The sequence below is a fragment of the Bacillus sp. RK1064 genome (genome assembly GCF_051488405.1).
GTDB lineage: Bacteria > Bacillota > Bacilli > Bacillales > Bacillaceae > Bacillus.
This window is the reverse complement of sequence record NZ_JBPSCZ010000001.1, coordinates 162,673-184,085: the sequence shown is the minus strand read 5'-3', so window position 1 is coordinate 184,085 and position 21,413 is coordinate 162,673. Positions and strand designations below refer to the sequence as shown.

Genomic DNA, 21,413 nt, shown 5'->3' with positions numbered 1-21,413 from the left:
TCTTTCGCCGTCATCTCCTTTTAAATCTTCACACTTATTTCAAAAAGTTCACTTTTTGTGCGAAAGTTTCATTCTTTTGGTATGTTAAGATGGTTCATATAGGAAATGTAACAAATGTTTATTGGAGATGATGATATTGGTTTGGATTGTTACTTCACTTGTTGTGTTTAGTCTTTTAAAGCTTCTTGTCACTTCGCTGCCTTCTGGTGTTGTGGAACGCCTTTTTAGTCGTTATGCGGTGCATGCAAAAGTAACAAGTGATCAAACAACGATCATGTTTGAAGATCGTCCGCTCAATGATCAGCAAGTATCTGAAATTATTCAACATTTTAATGATGCGATCTTTATTGAACGCTATTATATTTATCCTGGTGATGAAGAGCGTTTTCTTCATCCGCAGGAAGGGCCGGCACCGCTTACCATGCAAACAAAGCTTGGCAAACATGATGTGACCCTTTATCTGTATCATTACGATGACCACGTGGATGTGGTGCGGCAGTTTACACATAAGCCTAAGAAAAAATTGACGGCCTATCGTTTGCGTTCTGAGCCGCTCCAAACATCCCACAACTTGGCACATGCTTAAAATATGTTGCATCAAATGAGACGAAGTGGAAGACACTTCGTCTTTTTTGTATGGATTTACGCTCTTTTCTTTGAATGATTTACCAGTATCAATTTCGCCTCCTGACGGTTACAATATAAACGGAACATATGTTCTAAGAGGTGAAAATAATGAATGAACGAGCCATTCTGCTTGTGGATATGCAATCGTTTTATGCGTCAGTCGAAAAAGTGGAGGCTCCCCACTTGAAGGATGTGCCGCTCATCGTCTCTGGAGATCCTGAGCGGCGGAGCGGGGTCGTACTTGCCGCCTGCCCGCTCGCTAAAAAACGAGGCGTACAAAATGCATCAAGATTATGGGAAGCGCAGGAGAAATGCCCCGAAGCTGTCGTCGTACGCCCCCGTATGCAGCGCTATCTTGATATCTCTGTCATGATAACAGAGCTGCTCGAACAATACACAGATCTTGTCGAACCCTATTCAATTGATGAACAATTTCTTGATATTACAGGCAGTCTGACACTACTCGGTTCTCCCCGCGAGATCGCTCAAAATATACAAACAACCATTATGAACCAGACTGGCATTTACGCACGTGTTGGCATCGGTCCTAATAAAGTGCTCGCTAAAATGGCCTGTGACCATTTTGCTAAAAAAAACACATCTGGTATCTATGAACTTCGTACAGACAGTGTTGCGGCTGATTTATGGCCGCTTCCGATTGGAAAATTATTTGGCGTCGGCAAACGAATGGAGCACCATTTAAAACGAATGGGCATCAGTACCATTGGGACGCTTGCTGCTTATCCGTTAGACCGGCTTAAAAAACGCTGGGGAATCAACGGAGAGCTTTTGCAGCGAACAGCTTTAGGGCATGATCCCTCTCCGGTCACCATTCACACACATGATCAGCAAAAAGCGGTTGGACATCATATGACTCTTCCCCATGATTATGCGTCTTTTGAGGATATCAAAGTCGCTCTTCTTGAATTGAGTGAAGAAGTGGCAAGACGTGCACGCTTTAAGCATTATCTTGGGCAAACAGTGTCTGTTGGCGTGAGAGGCGCTGATTTTTCTCATCCGACTGGATTTCATAGACAAATCAAGCTTCATTCACCTACACAGTACGGGACAGATATTGCAGACGCAGCCATTCAGCTATGCAAGCAGCACTGGGATGGCCAGCCCATTCGCAGTGTGGGTATTACTCTCTCACAGCTGCAGTCTGACAGCCAATATCAGCTGACTTTATTTGATCACCATGTTCAAAAAGACAAACTCAGCAAAGTATTTGATGCGATCCACATGAAGTATGGACCTGCTGCCCTGCTGCACGCTTCGTCACTGACAAGCGCAGGGCAGGCGTATCACCGCGCCGAAAAAATTGGCGGACATTACAAATAACGGAGGCGAACAGCCATGAATCCCAATAAATTAACACCTGGATACAACCTCATGTGGGAATCAAGCCGAATGATGCTTCCAGAGCACCGGGAGCAGCTGCTTGCTCAAAAACGGAAGAAAAAAGAGTACACCCCTCCCCCGCTGAGCACCGATCAACTGGAGGAAATGAATTTTTTGATCACACAGTCGATTACCGAGGATCAAGCGATTTACGTGACATATGCCGCAGCAGGTATGAAAGAGCAGTTTTGGGGCTGGGTAAAAGCCATTCATTATGAAACGCAGCGCATAAAAATCGTCAATGATGAGGATGTTCTCAACCTGTCCTTGCAGCAAATCGTCGCGATCGACCTTGATTAAATTTTCGCCAAATGACCGCGCGAATCAGTGACATAGAAGCACTGGCAGCAAAAAGCAAACCTCCAAATGGCGAGCCAATCTTGCTTCTTTGCCATATGGCAGATGTCTCCTCCATCAAATTGTGTATTTAATTTGCACAATTTTTCATGTATGATTGGAACATCTTACAAACTCAGGGGAGAAACAGCATGAAAAATAACTTACGTACGTTACATCCGCTTAGTTGGACGATCATCATCGGCACCATATTTGGCCGAATGGCGACGTCCATGAGCATTCCTTTTTTGGCCGTTTATTTGACACAAGTCAAAGGCGCCTCAGCGTCTTCTGCTGGATTAATCATTGCCGTTAGCTCTCTGATTGGGATCGTTGCGAGTTTTTACGGCGGATATATTTCTGATCGTATCGGCAGAAAAAAGGTCATGCTTCTATCGATCTTCGGTTGGTCACTTGTCTTTGTTGGCTTTGCATTTGCAGATGCCATTTGGGTCTTCTTTATCATGAACGCTTTAAACGGACTGTGCCGGGCACTGTTTGAACCAACATCTAAGGCGCTCTTATCTGATGTCACCCCATCAAGTATTCGGTTGTTTGTGTTTAATTTACGGTATACAGCCATTAACATAGGGGTCATCTTCGGTCCTCTGCTTGGCTTATATCTCGGGTCATCGAAAACAACGTTCCCATTTCTCGTTGCTGCCTTCATTTACTTGTTATACGGATTAACGCTGGTCTGGCAATTTCAGAAACATCCAGTTGCTGCTCCAGAAAGCACGAAACAAATTGGTGTCAAAAAAGCCCTTTCCATTATCCAAAAAGATACGGTCTTTAGCATTATCCTCATCGGCGTGACCTTATGTTCGTTCGGGTATTCGCATTTGAGCTCAACGCTGCCTCAATATTTATCCGCTTCACCTATGATTGAGGATGGTCCGAAACTGTTTGGATACCTTTTATCTTTAAATGCAGTTGTTGTCATTGTCGTACAATATCCGCTCATCATGATCGCCAAGCGCTACTCCACCATTTTGTCGCTGACCACTGGGAATATTCTTCTTGCCGGCAGTTTGTTTGCTATTGCTTTTTCACAGAGTCTCGGCATGCTTGCTTTCATCATTGTCGTGTTTACAATTGGAGAGGTTCTGCTGTTTGCGATGATGGATCTTTTTGTAGACAATGTGGCAAAGCCAGAAGTAAAGGGATCGTACTTTGGTGCGATGGGATTTTCTCAGCTCGGCAGCGTCATCGGACCATTTGTCGGCGGACTGTGCATTGACTATTTTGGCGCAGCCCATCCCTTCTCCATTTTTTCAGTCTTGTCGATGGTCACCATCGCAGGTGTCCCGTTCTTACTCATTGGATACTACCGCCTGAAAAAGCGATCCGCAGCTGCGGTCGCTGTTAAAGTCAGTGGAGATCATTAAAAAAACCGCTCTCGTTTGAGCGGTTTTTCTTTATACTCGGCGGATAGCAATCTCTTCCACCTTATGCTGATCACCTTTTTTCAAAATGAGATCGGCTCGATATTTTGTCGGTAAAATATTTTGATATAAATTAGGGCGATTGACGGTATTCCAAATCGTGCTTGCCATGTGATCTGCCTCTTCATCCGTCAAATCTTTGTATTGATGAAAGAAGGATTCAGGGTCTTGGAAAGCTGTTTCCCTTAGCAAACGGAACCGTTCTTTATACCATGATTGAATTTGCGTTTCAGCAGCATCTACATAAATTGAAAAATCAAAGAAATCTGATACAAACACACGCGGTTCATCCTTCAGATCATCCAGCGCTGGGGATTGCAGCACATTGATTCCTTCAATGATGACAATATCGGCATCCTCCACTGTTTCATACACCCCTTCAAGCCGGTCATAGGTCAGATGCGAATATACCGGTGCATGAACAGTTTGTTTGCCCGATTTTAATTCGTTTAAAAAAGACAACAAGGCTTTGACATCATAGCTTTCCGGGAAGCCTTTCTTTTCCATGAGTCCTCGATCCTTTAATTCTTTTTGAGGATACAAAAAGCCATCTGTTGTCACAAGACTCACTTTCAGCCCATCTCCAAGCCTCGATAAAAGCGTTTCAATGATACGAGCCGTTGTACTTTTCCCGACAGCCACACTTCCAGCAATCCCAATTAAAAAAGGGATTTTCGCATGATGCGGGTAGTTTAAAAAGGCATTTACATGCTGATTTTTTTGTTTTTCTGCAAAGACATGCAATGTCAGAAAACGAATAAGTGGTATGTAAATATCTTGAACTTCTTCAAGCGATAAATAGTCATTTAATCCTTGAAGTGCTCTCGCTTCCTCTTCTGAAACAGATACCGGCATATATTCCCCAAGAGCAGACCAAGCCTCTCTTGTATGGCGTGTATATAAAGTATTAAAATCTAGTCGCGTGTCACTCAAAGTCTTTCCCACCAATCTTCACTAAACTCGTAACCAAAAAGACGATAATCCGATTGTAGCTTAAAATGAAGGCGCTGTCTTTATTTTTCAACTAAAGTTTGCTTCTTTTGCGAAAAAAAGCATTAAAAAAAGGAAAATGAGGGTAAATAAGAGTATTCAGTTCGATAGATAGAAGGGAGCACACCAAATGAAATATGTGATGATTGGCGGAGATGCAGCAGGAATGAGCTGTGCTATGCAAATATATAGAGAGGATCCAGAGGCACATATTGTCGCTTTTGAAAAAGGAGAGATTTTCTCATATGGACAGTGCGGCCTTCCCTACTTGATCGGCGGTCTCATTGATCATCACAGCAAGCTGATTGCACGCAGCGCTGAAACCTTTCGCGACAAATATGGAATTGATGCTAGATGCTTACACGAAGTGACCTCCATTGACCCAAAGCAAAAAACGGTGTCAGGTCATCATACGAAAACAAAAGAACAATTTACCGAAAGCTATGACCGCCTCTTAATTGCGACAGGAGCAAGCCCCGTCACACTGGGTTTAGACAATCAGCCGCTAGAAGGCGTACACGTATTAAAAACCATTCCGCATGCGCTGTCCATTTTAGACCATTTAAAACAAAATATCACACATGTCACCATCATTGGCGGCGGGTATATCGGCTTAGAAATGGCTGAAAATTCAAAAGCGCTGGGAAAAAAAGTACATATCATTCAGCGGGGTTCAACACTAGGTCCGGGCTTTGACCCCGATATGGCAAAGCATCTGAAAGAAGAGGCGGATGCCCAAGGTATTCACGTGACACTCGGGGAAACCGTGCAGACATTAGAGGGCGAGTCACATGTAACAGCTGTTCAAACAGACAAACAAACCATTAAAACGGATATGGTCATCATGGCCATCGGCGTCACACCGCAAACATCCTTTTTAGACAAAACAGGAATCAAGCGGCTTCCAAATGGCGCCATTGTTGTAAACGAATACATGAAAACCAATGTAAAAGACATCTATGCTGCCGGGGATTGCGCAGCAACTTATCACCGCATCAAACAATCACTAGATTATATTCCGCTCGGCACAACGGCGAATAAACAAGGAAGAATCGCTGGTTTTCATATGACGGGAACAAACCGGGCGTTTCAAGGCGTGACTGGAACAGCAGTCATGAAATTTATGAGCATGACAGCGGGACGAACGGGCTTATCAGAAAAGGAAGCACAAGCAGCTGACATTCCTTATTCCACCATCACCATTGACAGTACGGATCACGCTGGATATTTTCCAGATGCGCAGAAAATGAAAGTCAAACTGATTTACAGAAGTGATGACTACACCTTGCTCGGTGCCCAAATCATCGGAAGAAACGGTGTAGATAAACGGATCGATGTGATGGCAACAGCCCTTTACCAACAGCTGACCATAACAGATCTAGAAGATTTAGATATTAGCTATGCCCCGCCTTTTAACAGTGTGTGGGACCCGCTTCAGCAAGCGGCAAGGCGGAGATAAAAAGACGGTCACAATGGCGTCTTATCTCAAAAAAAGAAACCAGCTCACGACCGGTTTCTTTTTGTTATTTTTTCATCATCGCTTTGCGTGCTGCTTTTTCAAATAAAAACGGGAATAATTGATACAATTTACTGCCAGCGTTCATCCATCCAGGCAGATTAATCTCTCTTTTTTTCGTCATCATGGCGGATACGACCTTCCCAGCCACCTTGTCCGCACTAAGCATCATGAATTCAACATTCTTCACATATTCACCGCTGCGATCGGCGATGGTAAAAAAGTCAGTGGCGATCGGTCCTGGATTCACCGTGGTGACGTGAATGCCGAGGTCTGCCAGCTCCATTCTGAGGCTGTTTGAAAATCCAAGGACGGCATGCTTTGATGCCGAATAAATGGCTGATTTCGGGGTGGCAATCTTTCCTGCTTGGGAGGCAATATTGATAATATGTCCATGTCCTCTTTGTTTCATCTCTGGAATGACCTTTTTCGTGCAGGCGATTAAGCCAAACACGTTTACTTCAAACATCGACACCATTTCCTCAATGGACGCATCTTCAACGAGATCAAACGCACCAAAACCGGCATTGTTAACCAAAATATCAACAGCCCCCACTTCTTGATATGCGCGATCAACGTCCTCAAGGTGACTGACATCTAGCTGAGCGATGTGACACACCCCGCCAGCACTCATAATCTTTTCTTTTACACCCGTCAGCTTTTCGATTCGTCTTGCTGAAATAATGATTTCTGCGCCTTCTTCTGCTGCCAAGTACGCCATTTTTTCACCAATGCCCCCAGATGCGCCTGTAATCCATATCCTCTTTCCTGTTAATCTCCCCATGCGTTTCACTCCTTAGTTTGCCCTGTAATAGAGAATTCCGTCTTTTTGCACTTCTTCAATTTGCCCGGCTTCTAAGAGGACATCCAGCTGCCCAACTGTCTCCGACATCGTTAAAAATAAGGCCTCTTCATACAGCACTGGAAATAGCTTGCGGCAAAGATGAAAGGCAGTCATTTCTTTTCGTTTGAGCAGCTGATACATCGTATTTGCCCGTTTTTCTTGTTTCTTAAATCTTTCTTCGATCAATTCATGATGAGACGTGATGAGCTCACCGTGTCCTGGATAAATCGTCTTGATTGGCAGATGCAATAATCGATTGAGTGATGCTTTATATTGAAGCAGCGATTTTTGGCGTTCCTCCCCTTCAAACGGCGCTTCCATTAACGGGTTTGAGGAAATGGTCGTCAAAAGCAGGTCTCCACCAATGAAATGGCCCGTTGTTTCATCTAGAAAGGAAAGATGAGATTGTGCATGTCCCGGTGTTTCCATCACGAAGAAGTGTTCATGCCCTTTCAACCGATCGCCTTCTTTGATGACGTCATCTACATGTGCAGTACAGGAATATGTATAAGATTGCTTCACGATTCTTTCACACTCACCTTGACGAAGCGGCACACCTAACTGCTGAAAAAAGCGTTCCATAAAAGCAATTTGACGCTCTTTAAACACAGGGTCCTGGCTAATATACGGCTCATTTAACTCGTGTCCGATCACACGGACATGAGGTTTCATCAGATTTAAAAGACCGACATGATCTGCATGATGATGGGTCAACACCACTTGATCAATATCGTCTATCGATAAACGATGCTCTTGTAATTGCGCGACAAAGGCGTGCTCCGCCTCTTCTGTCATCGGCCCGCAGTCCACTAAGGTCACGGCTTCTCCTTTTAATATATATGCATGTACATCCCCAACAGCAAACGGTGTAGGGATGGATAATTGAATGATGTCTTCTTTCACTTTTATATGTCATCTCCTGCTTTTTGACTCATGGTTCATTGTAACTCTGTCTTCTTTATTCATTGTATCTTGCAAAAGGCAGACTGTCATGCGGTTTAGGCGGTCAATTTTTTTATCTGTCCCTATTGACACAAACTTGTTCATCGTTGCATAATGAACAACAAATATAAGATGCGCGATGACAAGGATTAGTAAGCAAAATAATGATGAAAGAGAGTGAGGTCCGCCGGCTGTAAGGCCTCACCGTCCTCTTATTTGCTGAACCTGCCCTTTGAGCTGTTAGGCAAACCTAAACGTTTCCCGCGTTAAGGGACTAGAGCTGAGTATGCATGTCTGCATGCTAATTGAGGGTGGTACCGCGAAAAACCTTTCGTCCTTTTCAGGCGAGAGGTTTTTTTATTTTCTACAAGGAGGAGCAGCTTATGAGTAAAATTGGATTTATTGGTGCAGGCTCGATGGCAGAGTCGATGATAAAAGGTTTATTAAAAAGCGGCATCATGTCAAATGAAGATATTATTGTCACAAACAAAACGAATGAAAAACGTCTAGAAGAATTAAAGGTGCGTTATGGGGTCAAAACGGATTTCTCTCGTTCTTTTATTTATGAAGAAGCGGATATTCTCGTATTTGCTTTAAAACCGAAAGATGCGGAAAGCGGGATATCTGATGTGCGGCCTCATTTACATGGGCAGCTGATCATTTCGATTTTAGCTGGCATCTCCATTGAAACGATTCAGCACTATGCCGGCGAGAAGACTGCGGTGGTTCGCGCGATGCCAAATACATCAGCGGCCATTCAGCAATCAGCAACAGGCATTGCCGTAAGTCAAGAAGTGACAGAGGATCAAAAGAATAAAGCAATCGAGCTGTTTGAAACGATCGGTCATGTGACGGTATTGGATGAATCACAGCTGAATGCTGTTACAGCTATTGCAGGAAGCGGCCCTGCCTTCATTTATCATTTGATTGAAGGAATGGAGCGGGGCGCCTCGGAACTTGGGATGGACCAAGCAACAGCGAAGTTACTCATTTGCCAGATGATTGCGGGCGCCGCTAACATGCTTCAAGGCAGCGGTAAAGAACCTGCTGAACTGCGCAAAGAAATCACCAGTGAAGGCGGAACGACAGAAGCCGGCCTAAACACACTTGCTGCCTATCAATTTGAAGAGGCTGTTGTCGATTGTGTTAAATCGGCAACAAAACGCGCAGCAGAATTAAACGAAATGTTTTCAGCAAGCACGTATAAATGATAGAGAAAAGCACCTGTTTTGATGACAGGTGCTTTTTTACATACTGCTAACGTTCACTCTTTGACATAATGGCTTTAATTTGATCCAGATGATGTTGTTCATGTAAAGCGATGGTTTCAGCTAATATCTGCACTGTCATCATCCCTTCTTCAGGATGCAGACCCGATTGCTCCCATGTATCCTTTTCTAATAGATGAAGTGTCTTGCTTCTTCTCTCTTTCAATCGTTTAATCAGTGCTTTGATCTCCTGCTCGTTATACCTTTCATAGCCTCTTTCCTTCACATATATTTCAGGATCATACGATTGAAAAGGCATCTGCTCATCTGATATCGCCTGCTCTATCCGCTCTGACCAGACTTCTTCTGTATCATACAAATGCCCTGCGATTTGCTTGATCGACCACTTGCCCTCTCCCAAAGATTGATCTAGCGTGTGCTCATCACATGTTTCCACTAGCTTTACTAGTTCACGAATACTTTCCTGAAGCGATGTAATGATGTCTGTTTTTGTTAATTTTCCAGTTTCCATTTCATCCTTACAATCTCCCTTCAAATAAATGTAAGTCTTATTCTTTATCATACTCTATCTAAGTCGATGGATCGTCTATTTAAAAATAAAAGCCCTATCATCACAATAGGGCTCTTCATCACATATACTTAATGTTTCTCTAATAAAGCATGAATCGCTGATTCTAGTAATTCTGGCAAAATGCCGAATGAGAACGGGATGTGCAGCCGCTCTGTCCATTTGTGCGGGTCCTTTCCTAATGGCCCCACGTTGATAACTGGAACGTAAAGTGCTCCCTTTTCTCCTTCCGGTAAAGAATAGCCTTTTTGATAAAGCGGCATATTGGTCGTGTAATGACCTACGTCCTGTTTTTCGAGCTGTAAGTAACTTAAATCAGACAATCCAGGGAAATATTTCACTTCTTCTATTTCAAGTCCATAACTCTTTTTTGCCTCTATTTGAATCCTCTTTAAAGTTGTTTGGATATGCGGATCTTCCGTTGAGGAAACCGCAGGATAAAATGGCGGACTATAAAATAGAACAATCAGCGGCCCTTCTTCCTTACAAAGCGTCGTCAGCTCAGAGACGATTTTGGTTGAAAAATCACGATCTCCAAGCTCACCTCGATTGGCGAAAGCATAGTTAACAATGCGTTCAACCTCCTGTTTACCTGAGCGTTCTGCAGCTTTTTGATACAGCTCATGATACGTGAGAACCGTAATCTTCGTATCAATCGGTGTAAAAGGTTTAAAGCGCTGAAACTCAGCTGTTTTCTGTTTGAGATTGGCCTCGATTTCGTCTGCTGCTTGTTTCGCAGTGTCATAGAGAAGCCCGTGCAGTTCTTCACTTGAACGATTCATCATCAGCACATTAAATAAAGAAACTGCTGTGTGAGGTGTTTGAACGGAATAGGCTTCTTTTAAGTCCTTTTGCATCAAGTTGGTTGGCGGCGGCGTGACTTCTCCGTCTACTTCCTCACAATAATCACTATTCAGCTCTAACAGCCGGTTTAATTCAGATACCATAAAATTCGCATTTAAGCCTGAGAATGGCTCTCCTACATGTGTTTCAATTCCTTTGCAGAAAAATCCGGCAAGCACCTTCCCTATACTGCCTGTATACATATAATGGTGTTCATCACCTGGATACTTTTCAAACATGGGCTCACTGTTTAAGCACGCGGTATAGTGAAGGTCATGCTTTTCCTTAAGCTCCTTTAGTTTCGGAACAGCTTCAAGCATTCCTTGAGAATTCACTTCTTCATCAGGGACTGTGACGAGCAGGACATTTCCATGAAAGGTTTCTGTCATCGCTCTTTCCAGCATAGAAAGCTGTACAGTAAGACCTGCTTTCATATCCATGGCACCTCTTCCAAACAACCAGTCACCTGAAGCTAGATCTTCTCTTGCTCTTTTTGGGAGAAGCGCACTTTTTTGAGAAAATGACGCCATTAACTCTTCTGGCTTGCATGCCATGTTTTGAAATTCACCGTAATCTTCTGTATCGACGACATCGAAATGACTAAGCAGTAACACGGTACGAGAAAGCGAACTGCGCTTTACAAGCGCCGTTAAATAATACCGGCCATCTTTCATCGGATGCAAAGCCAAATGATCAGGGTTCTGCTTGAAATAAGGCCGCTCCCTCAGCAAATAATATAAATATTCAGCTAACGCGACTTCTCCAGTTGTACCCGATATGCTTTCATACTGCATAAGAGCTGTGAGCAGTTCCTTTAGTTCACTCTCTGTTTGCCATTTCATCCCTTTTCCCCCTTTGTTGTCTCTATCTCTCCATTATACAAAAACGCGTATAAAAGCTATATTCTTTGAGCACCTTTTATGACGAAAGTTTGAATGGCTGTTATAATCGGCTATACAATGCCATGAGGAGGCGAAGGTATTTGGAAACAAAACTCTTTTCACCTTGGACATTAAAAGGTGTTACACTGAAAAACCGCATCGTGATGTCCCCGATGTGTATGTATTCATCCTATGACCATGATGGGAAATTACAGCCTTTCCACTTTACACATTATATTTCCCGTGCCCAAGGTCAGGCTGGCCTGATCATGGTGGAGGCAAGTGCTGTTTCTCCCGAGGGAAGAATTAGTGATCAAGACCTCGGTATTTGGAGTGATGAGCACATTGAAGGATTTGCTTCATTAAACGAACAAATCAAAGCATACGGAACCAAGACAGCTATCCAGCTGGCTCATGCAGGGCGTAAGGCTGAACTAGGTGGTGACATCCTGGCACCATCAAGCATTCCATTTGATGAACAGTCTAAAACCCCTGCCGAGATGTCTATCGATCAAATCAAAGATACCGTTCAGGCGTTTCAGGATGCAGCTGTCCGAGCAAAAAAGGCTGGCTTTGACATCATTGAAATTCATGGGGCGCATGGCTATTTGATCAATGAATTTCTTTCACCGCTGGCAAATCATCGAACAGATGACTATGGCGGTTCACCAGAGAACCGTTATCGTTTCTTAAGAGAAGTCATCGATGCAGTCAATGAAGTATGGGACGGACCATTATTTGTCCGTGTGTCTGCTTCTGATTACACGACAAAAGGACTTGATATTGCAGATTACATTGGCATTGCTACATGGCTGAAGGAACAAGGTGTCGACTTAATCGATGTCAGCTCAGGCGCTGTCGTACAGGCGAAAATCAACACATTCCCTGGCTACCAAGTGACCTTCGCAGAAAAAATAAAAGAAGGTGCCGGTATTCAAACAGGGGCAGTCGGTCTGATCACATCTGGTGTACAGGCAGAGGAAATTTTACGAAATCAGCGTGCAGACTTAATCTTTATAGGCAGAGAATTTTTACGGGATCCATACTTTCCAAAAACAGCTGCTCAAGAACTTCGTACATCTATCGAAGGCCCGCGTCAATATGACCGCGCTTGGTAAAAGCTCATAGAAAAAAAGGTGTCTATTTTTTGAAATAGGCATCTTTTTTGTTTTTAAGAGAAACATATCAGCCTTTTGTGCCGTCTTTTAGCTAAAGAACCACTTAGAGGAGATGGAAGAATGAACTCGGCAATGATTGAAAGAATGTATCATATAGATGGACATCATTTTTATACAAAACATCGTCAAGGCAAAAGGCAAGCCACCATTATCTTTGAAGCAGGCTACGGCATTTCGGGTGATACGTGGTCGAATATGGCCCGCGATATTGATCCTGAGCTTGGGGTTTTCTTATACGATCGATTAGGAAATGGAAAGAGCAGTGACAGCAGTGAAGGAAGAACATTGCATGATCTTGCAGATGATTTAGATGCGCTGCTAGAAGAAGCCAATATTCAGCCGCCCTTTATCATTGTGGCTCACTCATTTGGCTCTCTTGTCAGCCGGTTATGGGCAAGCCGCAGAGGAGATGACGTCATTGGCATGGTGATGTTAGACCCAGCAAGTGAGGAGCAAGAACAGGTCATCCTGCCGCTTTTATCAAAGGAAGAACGCACCTTATATATGGCGCAATTCAAAGGAGAATGTACGCATGAGGACTTTCAGCAAATGCTAAGTACAATGAAAGAGGAGCAAACCCATTATGGGATGATGCCGCTCCTTGTCATTTCATCAGGTAAGAGCCGATTGTTTCATCCAGCGCATGAAGCTTGGCTCAGACTTCATAAACGGATGCTGTCTTTGTCATCCCAAAGCGGATGGATTCAGGCGCAGAACAGCTCGCACTATATTCATCATGATGAACCGCATATTGTGCAGCTTGCGATCTATGATGTATGGTGCGCAGCCAAACAACCTGTTTCCTATTATCAAACAGCCAATTAAAAACAAAAACTCCTTGACTAGTTATCAGTCAAGGAGTTTTCTTTTCTTTATGCCGTTGGAGCAGACTGACTTTTTTTAGAAAGCAGCTTTTCAATGCTGACAAGCTGAACACATAATGTAAAGATGTCAATCGCTTGCTCTAGCTCTTCAAGTGTTGGGAACGTTGGCGCAATGCGAATGTTACGATCAAGCGGGTCTTTTCCATAAGGATATGTCGCGCCTGCACCTGTCATTGTAACACCTGCTTCTTTTGCCTTTTGCACAACAGCTTTTGCACAATGATCGAGCGTATTTAAACTAATGAAATATCCGCCATTTGGCTTGTGCCATTCAGCGATGTCTTTCCCGCCAAGTGTTTCATCAAGAATGGAAAGAACGAGGTCAAACTTTGGCTTAATGATCGCTGCATGTTTTTTCATATGTTCCTTCAAGCCTTCTGGATTCTTGAAGAAACGAAGATGTCTTAATTGATTGATTTTGTCTGGTCCGATCGTTTGAATTGATAATTGCTTTTGAGTGAAGCTCACATTGTCCGGGCTAGACGCCATCAGTGCAATACCTGAGCCTGGGAATGTAATTTTAGAAGTAGACGCAAACATAAACACACGATTTGGGTGCCCTGCTTCCTCTACTGCTTGAAAGATATCTTTTAACGTATCAGGCGTATCAGTTAGATGATGGACTGCGTATGCATCATCCCAAAAAATGCGGAAGTCGTCTGCTTTTGTTTTCATAGAAGCGAGGCGGTCAACAACCTCATCTGAATACGTAATGCCATCTGGGTTGCTATATTTTGGCACACACCAAATGCCTTTAATCGCTTCATCTTCTGCGACCAATTTTTCTACCTGATCCATATCAGGTCCATCAGCCTCCATATCGACTGTGATCATCTCTATGTTAAATAGCTCACAAATGGCAAAGTGACGGTCATATCCTGGGCTTGGTGCAAGGAATTTTACTTTTGGCAGCTTTCCCCAAGGTGTTTTGCTGTCATATACGCCGTGAGTCATGGCACGGGCAATGGTATCGTGCATCATATTAAGGCTGGAATTACCGCCGATGATGATTTGTTCTGGCTTCAGATTGAGTACATCTGCAAAAAATGTCTTCGTTTCAGGAAGCCCTGTCAAGCCGCCATAGTTTCGCACATCTGTGCCATCTTCAGCAGTCATCGCATCCTTTGATGTCACAACATCGAGCATGCCCATAGACAAATCGAGCTGTTTTGGTGAAGGTTTTCCTCTAGACATGTCTAAGTGTAAGTTTTTACTTTTATAAGTTTCGTACTCATTTTGTAGTGCTGCATATAGGTCATTTAATTCTGCTTCACTTAACGCTGTAAAACCGCTCATCTTTGATTGTGCCTCCCGTATTCTTCATAGTTTCATTCGTCATTTGTTTTTTCTTCACCATTTTACCACTACCTGAAAAAGAGAGTCATTATAAATATCAAAAAAATCACACAACTTTTTTTGACGATTCATCCAATTTTTACAGCGTGCGGTCAATGGAAAAAGAAAAGAAATCATGTGCAGCTTCTGTCAGCGGGAATATATCGCGGGCTTCTTTCAATAGTTGTTTCAGTGCCTCTTCTCCTTGGTAACGTGCACTAATATGGGTCAAAATTAATCTTTTTGCGCCTGCTTCCTGCGCCGTTTTCGCTGCTTGTTCTGTCGTGCTGTGATAATAATTGTAGGCTAGATCAGCATCTTCTTTACCGAATGTTGCTTCATGGACTAACACATCCGCATCTTTGGCAAGCCTTGTTATATTCTCGCATAAACGGGTATCTCCTGAAAATGCAACGATTCTCCCTTTTTTAGGGGGTTCCAAATAATCGGTTCCATCAATGATTCTTCCATCTTCGAGTGTCACGGTTTCCCCATTTTTTAACTTCTGATACAAAGGTCCAGGTTTTACACCGATTTCTTTTAGGTCTTCGGCTTTTAATGCACCTGGTACATCTTTTTCCATTACCCGATAGCCGTAAGCTGGAATACCGTGAGATACTCGTCTTGCTTCTACTTGAAAGGTATCATCTTCAAATATGATCCCTTCATCTATCTCTATGATATGCAGCGGATATGTCAAATGCGTTTGTGTAGCTGAAAGTGCTGCGTTCACAAACGCTTTGATGCCCTTAGGCCCATAGATCGTTAGTTCATCCTCTCCGCCTTGAAAGGATCTGCTGCCAAGCAGTCCTGGGAGACCGTATACATGATCACCATGCATATGAGTGATAAATATTTTCTCGATCTTTCTCGGTTTAATCGTTGTATGTAATATTTGATGCTGCGTCGCTTCTCCGCAATCAAAAAGCCACACTGCTTTTCTTTCTTCTAAAAGCTTTAGCGCAGTGCAAGTGACGTTTCTAGTTTTTGCAGGAATGCCTGCACCTGTTCCTAAAAAGAGCAGTTCCATTACTTTTCCTCCTAAAGCCGGTATACAATATCTTCATTCATATAGAATACATGAAGACAAGGTAAATGTGAATTCAGCGGAATTTTCGAAAAAAGTCAAACGAGAGCAGAAAAAGTCGAATCAAATGTTTGCTTTACGAACAATGAACCTTTAAAATAAAGAAAATGTACATACAATCTCGGTTTTTACAACAATGCTACGAATAAAGTGAGGTACTTTTCGTGAATACAGAAACTAACAATCCAAAAGCAGTCATTGTCATTTTTGGCGCAACAGGAGATCTTGCCAAACGCAAGCTCTACCCTTCTATACATAGACTTTTTCATAGCGGAAAGCTTGGTGATCAATTCGCCGTCGTCGGTGTTGGACGCCGTCCGTGGTCTCATGAGGATCTCAGAGCTGTGGTGAAAGAATCTGTTTCTTCTGATGATGCAGAAGCGAAAATAGAGGAATTCAGTTCGCATTTTTATTATCACGACTTTGACGTATCAAGCCCTGCTTCCTATCAATCGCTTAACACACTTTTAGCAGGCCTTGAAGATACGTACAGTATCCCAAATAACCGGATGTTCTATTTAGCGATGGCACCGGAATTCTTCGGAACGATTGCGAAGTTCCTAAAAAGTGAAGGCGTATCAAAAACAACCGGCTGGTCAAGACTTGTCATCGAAAAACCATTTGGCCATGACCTGCCAAGTGCCAAAACATTAAATGAAGAAATTCGAGATGCATTCTCTGAAGATCAAATTTATCGTATTGACCACTATCTCGGTAAACAAATGGTTCAAAACATTGAGGTCATCCGTTTTGCGAATGCCATCTTTGAACCACTTTGGACAAACCGATATATCTCAAACATTCAAATTACATCTAGTGAATCATTAGGGGTTGAAGACCGGGCTCGCTATTACGAAAGTTCAGGTGCACTAAGAGATATGGTCCAAAACCATATGCTTCAAATGGTGGCACTTTTAGCAATGGAGCCGCCAATTAAGCTGAATACAGAGGAGATCCGCAGCGAAAAACGGAAAGCATTACGCGCTCTTCGTCCTTTCTCTAAAGATGAGGTCGATCAATTCTTTGTCCGCGGACAGTATGATGCTGGTACGGTTGATGGCCGCATGGTTCCTTCCTATCTTGAAGAGCAAAATGTAGACCCGAACTCAAACACAGAAACATTCGTTGCAGGGAAGCTGCTCATTGATAACTTTAGATGGGCCGGGGTGCCATTTTACATTCGTACAGGAAAACGATTAGAAAAGAAATCTACTCAAATCGTTGTTCAATTTAAAGACATTCCAATGAACCTGTACTATGGAAACGGAAATTCCATGCATCCAAACTTACTCGTCATTCACATTCAGCCAGATGAAGGCATTACCCTTCACCTGAACGCTCGCAAGCTTGATGGCGGTACGTATGCGAAACCGATTAAGCTCGACTACCAAACAAACTATAACGACATCATGAATACACCAGAAGCATATGAAAAGCTGATTCATGACTGCTTGCTAGGCGATGCAACGAACTTTGCTCACTGGGATGAAGTGGCGCTTTCTTGGAACTTTGTTGATCCGATTTCTGAAAAATGGGCAGAAAACAAAACATTAAAACCAAATTATCCTGCTGGTTCAATGGGACCAAAAGAAGCCGATCAGCTTCTAGAAAAAGACGGATATCATTGGTGGAATATATAAAATGAAATAAAAAAGAGCAGTCTCCCTCGGGGGTTCTGCTCTTTTTTTAACGTCCTGTTTTCGTAATTTCAACCGTTGAAAAGTCGAACTTATCATAGCGGTGATGACTAAAGGAGTACTCAAACGGCCGGCCTGTGTTTAAATAAGCAACCTGCTCGACTTCGAGCACAGGATCCGTTGGATCACAGCCTAAATATTGCTGGTCCAGCTCATCTGATTTAGCCGCTCTAATTTTCTTATGCGCTCCTGCCACTTTTAAATGGAGTTCATTTGATATGTAGCCATAGATCGATCCCAATAAAACCTCTTCATCTATGCCCTTAATGACATTGACCGGCATAAACGTTTTTTCTAATACATATGGCTCCTCATCCACGAGGCGGAGCCGGATGATGTCATAAACGGGTGTGGTTAAGTCAATGGATAGGTGGGCTGCCACTTCTTCGCTTGGAAAATGGACATCAAAGCGAATGATTTGGCTCGTGACGTTTTTGTCCGCCATGACTTTCGTGAATCCTTTATTTTCATGACCAGATACATTGATAGCCCCTTGGTTTAACGCTGCCTTCACAATAAATGTGCCGTGTCCTCTTTTTCTAAAGAGCAGACCTTCTGCTACGAGAAGATCGAGCGCACGCTTCATCGTCATTCGGCTGCATTGAAATTCAGCGGCAAGCGAGTTCTCATCTGGAATGGGTTGATCTTCTGGATAATATGCTGTTCCTATTCGTTTTCTGATTTCTTCTGAAATGAGTTCGTACTTTTTCATCTCACACCACCAACTGACTTGTTTTTTCATAGCTTCCTCTCATTCTACACTAAGCCTAGTGAGCTTAAAAGGTACCAGCCATTTTTGTTTCATCCACTTACCGTCACATAAGAAAAATACTTGCCCTTTTCAAGGAAAGAGCAAGTATCTTGATTAAAAACCGTTATTCTCTGATACCGATTGAAACCAGTATCCGCTTTTCTTGATGGTTCGTTTCCCGTCTTCTTGAAGATCAACTGAGACAAATCCATAACGATTTTTATAGGCATTCGACCATGACCAGTTATCCATAAACGTCCACAGATGATAGCCTTTTACATTACTTCCTTCTTGAATGGCTTGATGCACCCATTTGAGATGCTCAGAAATAAAGTCAATGCGGTAATCGTCATGAATCATTCCTTCTTCATCCTTAAACCGCTCTTCTCCTTCGACACCCATTCCATTTTCAGAAATAAAGCATTCAATATTATCATAGTCTGTTTGAACTTTTTTCAATATATCATAAATACCTTTTTCATAGATTTCCCAGCCTCGATACACATTCATTTTTCTTCCCGGCATTTCAAACGCATCAAAATAATGATTTGGCATAAATGGTGCTTTCGGATGCGGCATATGCTCTTTCGCTTTTACTCTTCTTGGCTGATAATAGTTGATCCCAAGGAGGTCGACGGTATTCTCTTGAATGAGCTCAAGGTCTCCTTCTTCAATACTTGGCATAAAGCCTTCTTTCTTTAAGACCTCTACTAGTTTTTCTGGGAATTGTCCCTTCACCGCAGGATCTAGGAAGGAACGGTTAAAGAAAGCATCAGCCATCTCTGCTGCTTCTACATCGCACGGATTCTGGCTTCTCGGATAAGATGGGGTTAGATTTAGGATGATGCCGATCTTCCCGCCTTGCTGCAGCTTTTTATAAGCCGCAATCGCCTTAGCATTTGATAAAAGTTCATGAAAACCGACCTGTACAGCCTTTTGGAAATCGACTTCGTTTGGATAATGAAAGCTATACATATACCCGCCCTCTACAGGAACTATCGGTTCATTATGGGTAAACCATTTTTTCACCCGGTCGCCAAATAATTGAAAGCACAATTCCGCATAGCTGACATAATCATCTACTACCTGTCTGTTCACCCATCCGCCTTTTTCCTGCAGCGCCATTGGCATATCGAAATGGTACAGGTTCACAAACGGCTCAATATCATGTGCAATCAGTTCATTGATCACATCATTGTAAAAAGATACTGCTTCTTCATTGACCACACCTTTCCCTTCAGGTAAAAGACGTGACCATGAAATGGACAGCCGAAATGAATTGTGCCCAATTTCTTTCATCAGACGGATATCCTCTTTATATTTTCGATAAAATTGGGATGTCACGTTTGGGCCTACACCATCAAAAAAACGAGTCGGCTCTTGTTCAAACCAATGATCCCAAATATTCGGTCCCTTACCATCTCCAGGGACACTGCCTTCTGTTTGCGTGGCAGAGGCAGAAGATCCCCACCAGAAACCTTCTGGAAATGTATATGATTGCTTGTTATTTTCCATCGACATGTATTGAGTCTCCTTCGCCTTTGATGTTTGTTGTCTTCGTTTTTTCCGTTGGGGTTATTTTTTCATTCTTCACATTCATACGGTCAATAAACTTCAGGAACGGGAACCAAATGACAAACACAATCATCAGATTAAACAGCTGAAGCAGACCGCCCGCTAGTGAATTTGTTGCCATTATTCCGCTAATAAAGATCGGCACCGTCCATGGAATATTCACGCCTGTCGGCGGCGGTACAATGCCTGTTGCCATCGCAAAATAAGAAATACATGTAATGACCATTGGCGCCAAAATCCATGGAATGAGAATAAGTGGATTCATGACAATCGGTAAACCGAAAATAATCGGTTCATTGACGTTAAATAATCCTGGTCCTAAGCCGAGCTTTGCTACTTGTTTTAATTGCTTACTTTTCAGGAAAATTAAAATCGTAAACACAACAGCCAGCGTCATACCGGTTCCGCCCATGCCAACCGTATAGATTTCGATAAACTGCTTGCTGATGATATTCGGAACCTCACCAGTTTTTGTGTAGCTCTCTAGATTTTGAATGGACAATGTATTCCAAATCGGGTCCATGACAGAGTTGATAATAATTTGGCCGTGGAGCCCAAAGAACCAAAGAATTTGTATAAAGAAAACAGCGATCAAGGTCGGTATGATACCGCTTCCAAGTCCAACAAGCGGCGCCTGAATGGCATGATAAATCAGGTCATGCATGTTTGTTTTGAAGCCTTGTGTAATGATGATATTGATCAGTAAAAAGGTTGTGAGTGTCAAAGTAGCCGGGATCAGTGCAGCAAAAGACTTTGAAACAGCTGGCGGAACCCCTTGCGGCATATTGATGACAAATTTCTTTTGGACAAAATAACGATAAATTTCAGCAGACAAAAAGCCTGTGATCATTCCTAGGAACATCCCCTTTGCTCCTAAACGATCGACTGGGATCACACCTGCAATAGATGCACCGCCTTCTTGTTCTAGTAAAAATGGCGTCAGAAGCAAGAAAGAAGCTAAAGCAATCACGCCGCCAAATACAGCTTCCACATCATAGCTTTTCGATAAATAGTAGCCAATCCCAAATACAACAAACACGCTCATAATGCTGATGGTCGCACTTGGCGCGATATTCAGTGCAGACTGGACTCCTTCCAGTGCGGTTTGACTCATGATTTTATCTAAAAATGGCAAATTCATTAGCACAACCATAATGGAACCAAAAATGGTGAGCGGGAACGCAAGCATAAAAGCATCCCGTAATACACCTAAATAGCGGTTGTTGTTCAATCTCCCAGCAATCGGAACCAAAATGGCACTTATTTTATCAAACATTGGTTTCC

19 protein-coding genes and 1 other annotated feature are annotated in these 21,413 nt (G+C 42.9%); of the genes, 9 read left to right on the top strand and 10 right to left on the bottom strand.

The genetic code is table 11. The annotated features are described in order from the left end of the window. The first annotated feature begins 136 nt into the window (after nucleotides 1-136). The 4 genes from ACSSTM_RS01025 to ACSSTM_RS01010 all read left to right on the top strand — a co-directional run bounded on the left by ACSSTM_RS01025 (nucleotide 137) and on the right by ACSSTM_RS01010 (nucleotide 3,752). Nucleotides 137-586, top strand: a complete 450-nt coding sequence (locus ACSSTM_RS01025) for a YfmQ family protein (RefSeq protein ID WP_034661187.1) — start codon at nucleotides 137-139, stop codon at nucleotides 584-586. A 149-nt stretch (nucleotides 587-735) separates the two neighbouring features. Further along, entirely contained in the window at nucleotides 736-1,968 is a 1,233-nt protein-coding gene (locus ACSSTM_RS01020) for a DNA polymerase IV (protein ID WP_034661188.1), read from the top strand. A gap of 15 nt (nucleotides 1,969-1,983) precedes the next feature. After that, nucleotides 1,984-2,328: a YolD-like family protein gene (locus tag ACSSTM_RS01015; protein WP_034661189.1), complete on the top strand. Its 345-nt coding sequence runs from the start codon at nucleotides 1,984-1,986 to the stop codon at nucleotides 2,326-2,328. A gap of 188 nt (nucleotides 2,329-2,516) precedes the next feature. Next, nucleotides 2,517-3,752 carry an MDR family MFS transporter gene (locus ACSSTM_RS01010; RefSeq protein WP_034661190.1) on the top strand — a complete coding sequence of 412 codons (1,236 nt, stop codon included), beginning with the start codon at nucleotides 2,517-2,519 and terminating at the stop codon, nucleotides 3,750-3,752. Between the two features lie 30 nt (nucleotides 3,753-3,782). Here the strand turns inward: ACSSTM_RS01010 and coaA are convergent, their stop codons facing one another. After that, a complete protein-coding gene (gene coaA, locus ACSSTM_RS01005) occupies nucleotides 3,783-4,742 on the bottom strand; it encodes a type I pantothenate kinase (protein ID WP_034661193.1) in 960 nt (319 codons plus the stop codon). 187 nt (nucleotides 4,743-4,929) lie between these two features. Here coaA and ACSSTM_RS01000 point away from each other — a divergent pair, with 187 nt between their 5' ends. Further along, nucleotides 4,930-6,258: a CoA-disulfide reductase gene (locus tag ACSSTM_RS01000; RefSeq protein ID WP_420734875.1), complete on the top strand. Its 1,329-nt coding sequence runs from the start codon at nucleotides 4,930-4,932 to the stop codon at nucleotides 6,256-6,258. A 64-nt stretch (nucleotides 6,259-6,322) separates the two neighbouring features. Here ACSSTM_RS01000 and ACSSTM_RS00995 read toward each other — a convergent pair whose 3' ends face one another. Beyond that, on the bottom strand, nucleotides 6,323-7,099 hold the full coding sequence (locus ACSSTM_RS00995; protein ID WP_106037960.1) for an SDR family NAD(P)-dependent oxidoreductase: 777 nt from the start codon (nucleotides 7,097-7,099) through the stop codon (nucleotides 6,323-6,325). Nucleotides 7,100-7,111: 12 nt separating this feature from the next. Then, the gene (locus tag ACSSTM_RS00990; RefSeq protein ID WP_034661196.1) at nucleotides 7,112-8,062 is read right to left on the bottom strand and encodes an MBL fold metallo-hydrolase; all 951 of its coding nucleotides are present in this window, start codon (nucleotides 8,060-8,062) and stop codon (nucleotides 7,112-7,114) included. Between the two features lie 169 nt (nucleotides 8,063-8,231). Continuing rightward, nucleotides 8,232-8,443, top strand: a binding site (T-box leader). A 41-nt stretch (nucleotides 8,444-8,484) separates the two neighbouring features. On the opposite strand from ACSSTM_RS00990, the gene proC reads away from it, so the two are divergent. Then, nucleotides 8,485-9,312 carry a pyrroline-5-carboxylate reductase gene (gene proC / locus ACSSTM_RS00985; RefSeq protein WP_034661197.1) on the top strand — a complete coding sequence of 276 codons (828 nt, stop codon included), beginning with the start codon at nucleotides 8,485-8,487 and terminating at the stop codon, nucleotides 9,310-9,312. 46 nt (nucleotides 9,313-9,358) lie between these two features. On the opposite strand, the gene ACSSTM_RS00980 is transcribed toward proC, so the two are convergent. Together ACSSTM_RS00980 and ACSSTM_RS00975 are read right to left on the bottom strand one after the other, a co-directional pair. Next, on the bottom strand, nucleotides 9,359-9,841 hold the full coding sequence (locus tag ACSSTM_RS00980) for a DinB family protein (RefSeq protein ID WP_034661198.1): 483 nt from the start codon (nucleotides 9,839-9,841) through the stop codon (nucleotides 9,359-9,361). Between the two features lie 128 nt (nucleotides 9,842-9,969). Further along, nucleotides 9,970-11,583, bottom strand: coding sequence for a M20/M25/M40 family metallo-hydrolase (locus tag ACSSTM_RS00975; protein WP_187703956.1), 1,614 nt, complete (start codon nucleotides 11,581-11,583; stop codon nucleotides 9,970-9,972). Nucleotides 11,584-11,723: 140 nt separating this feature from the next. On the opposite strand from ACSSTM_RS00975, the gene namA reads away from it, so the two are divergent. Further along, complete coding sequence (gene namA, locus ACSSTM_RS00970; RefSeq protein ID WP_095285364.1) at nucleotides 11,724-12,740, top strand: NADPH dehydrogenase NamA; 1,017 nt, start codon at nucleotides 11,724-11,726, stop codon at nucleotides 12,738-12,740. Nucleotides 12,741-12,860: 120 nt separating this feature from the next. Beyond that, on the top strand, nucleotides 12,861-13,625 hold the full coding sequence (locus ACSSTM_RS00965; protein WP_034661201.1) for an alpha/beta fold hydrolase: 765 nt from the start codon (nucleotides 12,861-12,863) through the stop codon (nucleotides 13,623-13,625). 47 nt (nucleotides 13,626-13,672) lie between these two features. Here the strand turns inward: ACSSTM_RS00965 and ACSSTM_RS00960 are convergent, their stop codons facing one another. Together ACSSTM_RS00960 and rnz are read right to left on the bottom strand one after the other, a co-directional pair. Further along, nucleotides 13,673-14,980, bottom strand: coding sequence for an aminotransferase class I/II-fold pyridoxal phosphate-dependent enzyme (locus ACSSTM_RS00960; RefSeq protein ID WP_095285365.1), 1,308 nt, complete (start codon nucleotides 14,978-14,980; stop codon nucleotides 13,673-13,675). Between the two features lie 139 nt (nucleotides 14,981-15,119). After that, nucleotides 15,120-16,049, bottom strand: coding sequence for a ribonuclease Z (gene rnz / locus ACSSTM_RS00955; RefSeq protein WP_095285366.1), 930 nt, complete (start codon nucleotides 16,047-16,049; stop codon nucleotides 15,120-15,122). 221 nt (nucleotides 16,050-16,270) lie between these two features. Between rnz and zwf the strand changes: the two genes are divergently transcribed. Beyond that, nucleotides 16,271-17,746 (top strand): glucose-6-phosphate dehydrogenase, encoded by a 1,476-nt coding sequence (gene zwf, locus ACSSTM_RS00950; protein WP_106037965.1) that lies wholly within the window; start codon nucleotides 16,271-16,273, stop codon nucleotides 17,744-17,746. A 46-nt stretch (nucleotides 17,747-17,792) separates the two neighbouring features. Here zwf and ACSSTM_RS00945 read toward each other — a convergent pair whose 3' ends face one another. The 3 genes from ACSSTM_RS00945 to celB all read right to left on the bottom strand — a co-directional run bounded on the left by ACSSTM_RS00945 (nucleotide 17,793) and on the right by celB (nucleotide 21,405). Continuing rightward, nucleotides 17,793-18,515, bottom strand: coding sequence for a GntR family transcriptional regulator (locus tag ACSSTM_RS00945; protein ID WP_034661205.1), 723 nt, complete (start codon nucleotides 18,513-18,515; stop codon nucleotides 17,793-17,795). A 153-nt stretch (nucleotides 18,516-18,668) separates the two neighbouring features. Further along, on the bottom strand, nucleotides 18,669-20,075 hold the full coding sequence (locus ACSSTM_RS00940; RefSeq protein WP_034661206.1) for a glycoside hydrolase family 1 protein: 1,407 nt from the start codon (nucleotides 20,073-20,075) through the stop codon (nucleotides 18,669-18,671). Next, nucleotides 20,059-21,405: a PTS cellobiose transporter subunit IIC gene (gene celB / locus ACSSTM_RS00935; RefSeq protein ID WP_034661207.1), complete on the bottom strand. Its 1,347-nt coding sequence runs from the start codon at nucleotides 21,403-21,405 to the stop codon at nucleotides 20,059-20,061. The genes ACSSTM_RS00940 and celB overlap by 17 nt, the downstream gene beginning before the upstream one ends. Nucleotides 21,406-21,413: the final 8 nt, after the last annotated feature.